This window comes from Streptomyces sp. NPDC059851, from assembly GCF_042732005.1.
GTDB lineage: Bacteria > Actinomycetota > Actinomycetes > Streptomycetales > Streptomycetaceae > Streptomyces.
Map to the genome: position 1 here is coordinate 1 of NZ_JBHWJJ010000250.1, position 5,302 is coordinate 5,302.

Sequence of the window (5,302 nt, forward strand, 5' to 3'; positions counted from 1 at the left end):
CATCAGCCGTCCGCGGGCGGCCACCAGGGCGCACGCGTCCGCCAGCGAGAGCACGCCGGCCGCGTGCGCGGCGGCGATCTCACCGACCGAGTGCCCGGACAGGAAGTCCGGCTTCACCCCCCACGACTCCAGTAGGCGGAACAGCGCCACCTCGACGGCGAACAGCGCCGGCTGCGCGTGCTCCGTGCGGTCCAGCACCGCCGCGTCGTCACCGAAGACCACGTCCTTCAGCGGGGTGGCGAGGTGCGGGTCGAGGGCGGTGCAGACCTCGTCGAGGGCGTCGGCGAACACCGGGTGGGTGTCGTAGAGTTCACGACCCATGCCGAGGCGCTGGCTGCCCTGCCCGGTGAACAGGAACGCGGTCTTGCCGCGGGTTCCGGCCTCACCGAGGACGACTCGTGCCGGGGTGGTTCCGCCCGAGGCGAGCGCGGCGAGGTCCGCGAGGGCCTTCTCCCGGTCGCCGGCCACGATGACGGCACGGTGTTCGAGGGCGGCGCGACCGGTGGCCAGGGTCAGGCTGACGTCCTGCGCCGACTGGTCGGGGTGGCTGCGCAGGTGGGTGAGCAGGCGCTCGGCCTGGGCCCGCAGGGCCTCTTCCGTACGGGCCGACACCGGCCACGGCAGGACCGGGGGGACGACGGCCGTACGGAGCTGCGACCCGGACCCGGCCTCGTCGGCGCCGGCAGCCGCTTCGAGGTCGACACCGACTCCGGCTTCCCCTTCGGAGTCGGTGTCGGTGTGGGCGGGTCCTGCTGCCGGCGCGGACGCCTGCTCGATGATGGTGTGCGCGTTGGTGCCACTGATACCGAAGGACGACACCGCGGCGCGGCGCGGGCGGCCGGTGTCCGGCCAGTCCACCGTCTCGCGCAGCAGCGACACGGCGCCCGCGGACCAGTCGACCTTGGTCGAGGGCTCGTCCACGTGCAAGGTCTTCGGGATCCGGCCGTGCCGGATCGCCATGACCATCTTGATGACGCCGGCGACACCGGCAGCGGCCTGCGTGTGCCCGATGTTCGACTTGATGGAGCCCAGCCACAGCGGGCGGTCCCCGGTGTGCTCCCGGCCGTACGTCGCCAGCAGTGCCTGGGCCTCGATCGGGTCGCCGAGGGTCGTGCCGGTGCCGTGGGCCTCGACGACGTCGACGTCGGCGGCCGTGAGCCGGGCGTCGGCCAGCGCCTGGCGGATGACCCGCTGCTGCGAAGGACCGTTGGGGGCGGTCAGGCCGTTGCTGGCGCCGTCCTGGTTGACGGCGGAGCCGCGGACCACCGCCAGCACCCGGTGGCCGTTGCGGCGGGCGTCGGAGAGCCGTTCCACGAGCAGCATGCCCGCGCCCTCGCCCCAGCCCGTGCCGTCGGCGGCGTCCGCGAAGGACTTGCAGCGCCCGTCGAAGGACAGGCCGCGCTGCTTGCTGAACTCCGTGAAGGTACCGGGGGTCGGCATGACGGTGACGCCGCCGGCGAGGGCGAGCGAGCACTCGCCCTTGCGGAGTGCCTGCACGGCCAGGTGGAGGGTGACGAGGGACGAGGAGCAGGCCGTGTCGACGGTGAGCGCCGGGCCCTCCAGGCCGAACGTGTACGAGACGCGGCCGGAGGCGATGCTGCTGGAGGCGCCGGTGCCGAGGTAGCCCTCGACCTCCGGCGGTACGGCCCGCAGCCGGGAGGCGTAGTCGTGGTACATGACGCCGGTGAACACGCCGGTGCGGCTGCCGCGCACCGAGGTCGGGTCGATGCCGGCCCGCTCGAACGCCTCCCACGAGACTTCCAGGAGCAGGCGCTGCTGCGGGTCCATGGCCGTGGCCTCACGGGGCGAGATCCCGAAGAACGCGGGGTCGAACCGGTTGGCCGAGTGCAGGAAGCCGCCCTGCTGCACGTAGCTGGTGCCGCGTCCGTCGGGGTCCTCGTCGAACAGTCGTCCCGTGTCCCAGCCGCGGTCGGTGGGGAAGGGGGAGATGGCGTCGGTCTCCCCCGCCACGAGCCGCCACAGGTCCTCGGGGGACTCGACGTCCCCCGGGTAGCGGCAGCTCATCCCGATGATCGCGATCGGCTCCTGCTCCTCCGACTCGACCTCCTGGAGCCGGCGGCGCGTCTCGTGGAGATCGGCCGTCACCCGCTTCAGGAAGTACCGGAGCTTTTCCTCGTTCATGCGTGCATCCCTCGTACAGAAGCCAGAGAGTCGGAAGAGTCGAAGTGGTGGGGAGAGGTGGAACGGAGCGGCTGCGTCATGAGATGCCGAACTCCTTGCCGATGAAGTCGAAGAGGTCGTCGTCGGTCGCGCTCTCCAGTGCCTCGGCGACGTCGGGGCCGTCGGGGGCGGCGGGGCCGCCGGCGGCGTGCGCGCCGGCCTCGTTCCACGCGGCCAGCAGTGCCTGGAGCCGCTCGGTGATGCGGTCGCGGCCCGCGTCGTCGGGCGTGGACGTGACGAGCGTCTTCTCCAGCCGGTCCAGTTCGGCGAGGAGCGGGGGCACCGCCGCGGCGCCGTCCTGCCAGAGCTCGTCCCGCAGGAACTCGACGAGCGCCGTCGGGGTGGGGTAGTCGAAGACGAGGGTGGCGGGCAGGCGGACGCCGGTCGCGGCGCCGAGCCGGTTGCGGAGTTCGACGGCCGTCAGCGAGTCGAAGCCGACCTCGTTGAACGACCGTGCGGGGTCGACCGCTTCGGGTCCGGCGAAGCCGAGGACACCTGCGACGTACGCGCAGACCAGCTCCAGGAGGGCTTCGTCGCGCGCGGCCGGCGCGAGCCCGGTGAGCCGCTCGCGCAGCTCGACCCCGCCGTCCGCGCCGGGGGTGGTGCCCGCGGCCCGGCGTACGGGCGTACGGACCAGGCCGGACAGGAGCGGCGGGAGCGTGCCGCTGCCGGCCCGGGCGCGCAGGGCCGCCAGGTCCAGTGCGACCGGGACCAGCAGCGCCTGCCCGGTGGTGGCGGCGGTGTCGAACAGTGCGACGCCCTCGGTGACGGTGAGGGCGCGGACACCGCCGCGGCCCAGGCGCAAGACCTCCTCGGCGTCCAGGGTGGCCCCCATGCCGCCGCCGGTCTCGGACCACAGGCCCCAGGCCAGCGACACGCCCGCCAGGCCGGCGGCGCGGCGGTGGGCGGCGAGGGCGTCCAGGAAGGTGTTGGCCGCCGCGTAGTTGGCCTGGCCGGCGCCACCGAAGACACCGGCGGCGGAGGAGAACAGGACGAACGCGGAGAGGTCCAGCCCGGCCGTCAGCTCGTGCAGGTTCCACGCGGCGTCCACCTTGGGGCGCAGCACCGTCGACAGCCGCTCGGCCGTGAGCGATCCGATCACGCCGTCGTCGAGGACGCCGGCGGTGTGCACGACCGCGGTCAGCGGGTGCTCGGCCGGGATGCCGGCCAGTACGGCGGCCAGCGCAGCCCGGTCCGCCACGTCGCAGGCCGCCCACGACACCTCGGCGCCCAGGCCCGCCAGCTCGGCCGTCAGCTCGGCGGCACCCGCGGCCGCTTCACCGCGGCGGCTCACCAGTAGCAGGTGCCGTACGCCGTGTTCGGTCACCAGGTGACGGGCGAACAGCCCGCCCAGCGAACCGCTCGCGCCCGTCACCAGCACCGTGCCGTCGGCTTCCCACTCCGCGGCGGTGCCGGCGGCTGCCGTGGTGCGGGCCAGCCGTGGCACCAGGACCGAGCCACCCCGTACCGCGACCTCGGACTCGCCCGAGGCCAGTGCGGCGGGCAGGGCACGGTAGGACGCGTCGGTGCCGTCGGTGTCGGCCAGGACGATCCGGCCCGGGTTCTCCGACTGCGCCGACCGCACCAGGCCCCACGCCGCGGCGTGCACCAGGTCCGACGGCCCCTCGCTCGGTGCGGCGGCGACGGCGCCCTGCGTCAGGAACAGCAGGCGGGAGTCGGCGAACCGCTCGTCCGACAGCCACTCCTGGAGCAGGGCCAGCGCCCGCCCGGTCTCCGCGTGCACCGCACCCACGACGTCCTCCGGACCGTCCACCGGGGGCAGCGGGACGCACACCAGCGCCGGTTCCGCGAGGGCCGCGAGGGAGCCGTGGGCTTCGTGGCGGACGCCGACGGAGTCCAGGCCGGGGTGGCCGTCCCCGATCAGGGCCCAGGGGCGCTGCTCGGCAGCGGGGACCGGGGTGACGGGTACGGCGGTCCATTCGATCTGGAACAGGGACTCCGGGCGGCCGCCGCCGGCCGCGGCGCCGATCTGCTCGGGCGACACCGCCCGCAGCGCGAGCGATGCGACCGAGGCGACCGGTGCGCCCGTCAGGTCGGCGAGCTCCAGGGCGACCGCGTCGCGGCCGGCCCGGGCCAGCCGGACCCGTACGGCGGGGGCGCCGGCGGCGTGCAGCCGGACTCCGCTCCAGGCGAAGGGCAGCCGTCCCCGGCCGGTGTCCTCGACGAGGGAGCCGAGTCCGACGGCGTGGAGGGTGGCGTCGAGGAGGGCCGGGTGGATGCCGAACCAGTCGGCCGTCCCGGCGCTCTCCTCGTCCAGGCTCACCTCGGCGTACACGGCGTCGCCGTGGAGCCAGGCCGAGCGCAGGCCCTGGAACGCGGCGCCGTAGTCGAAACCGGCGGCGGCGAGGCCTTCGTAGAGGCCGGCGAGGTCCACCGGTTCGGCGCCGGCCGGCGGCCAGACCGTGAAGTCGGCCGCCGGGGCCGTGCTGTCGGCGGTGTCCGTGGTGGCGGGGGCGAGGACGCCGGTGGCGTGCCGCGTCCACGGCCGGTCGGCCTCGCTGTCCTCGTCACGGGCGTGCAGGGCCAGGGCGCGCCGTCCGGAGTCGTCGGCCGCGGCGAGGGAGAGCCGCAGCTGGACTCCGCCGCGCTCGGGCAGGACCAGGGGGGCCTCCAGCGTCAGCTCCTCCAGGAGCGTGCAGCCGACCTCCTCGCCGGCGCGGACCGCGAGGTCCACGAAGGCCGTGCCGGGCAGGAGGACCGAGCCGAGGACCGCGTGGTCCGCCAGCCAGGGCTGGGTGGCCGTGGACAGCCGGCCGGTGAAGAGGAAGCCGTCCGAGTCGGGCAGCTCGACCGCGGCACCGAGCAGCGGGTGGTCGGTCGTGCCGAGGCCGAAGCCGGCGGCGCCGCCCGCGGCGTGCCGGCCGTCGGCGGCCGAGTCGAGCCAGTACCAGTCGCGCTGGAAGGCGTAGGTGGGCAGTTCGGCCGGGCGGGCGCCGGTGGGGGCGAAGTACGCCTCCCAGTCCACCGACGCCGTGCCGCGGGCGTGGGCGACGGCGAGGGCGGTGGTCAGGGTCTCGGCCTCGGGACGGCCGGCGCGGAGGGTCGGCGCGAAGCGGGCCGGGCCGTACTCGGTCAGGCAGTCCTGGGCCATCGCCGAGAG

At 75.1% G+C, this 5,302-nt stretch carries 2 protein-coding genes; both read right to left on the reverse strand.

From position 1 onward, the window contains the following. The coding region (locus ACFV7Q_RS38255; RefSeq protein ID WP_385435565.1) for a type I polyketide synthase at window positions 1-2,142 on the reverse strand (2,142 nt) is incomplete at its 3' end. 76 nt (window positions 2,143-2,218) lie between these two features. After that, the coding region (locus tag ACFV7Q_RS38260; RefSeq protein ID WP_385435566.1) for an SDR family NAD(P)-dependent oxidoreductase at window positions 2,219-5,302 on the reverse strand (3,084 nt) is incomplete at its 5' end.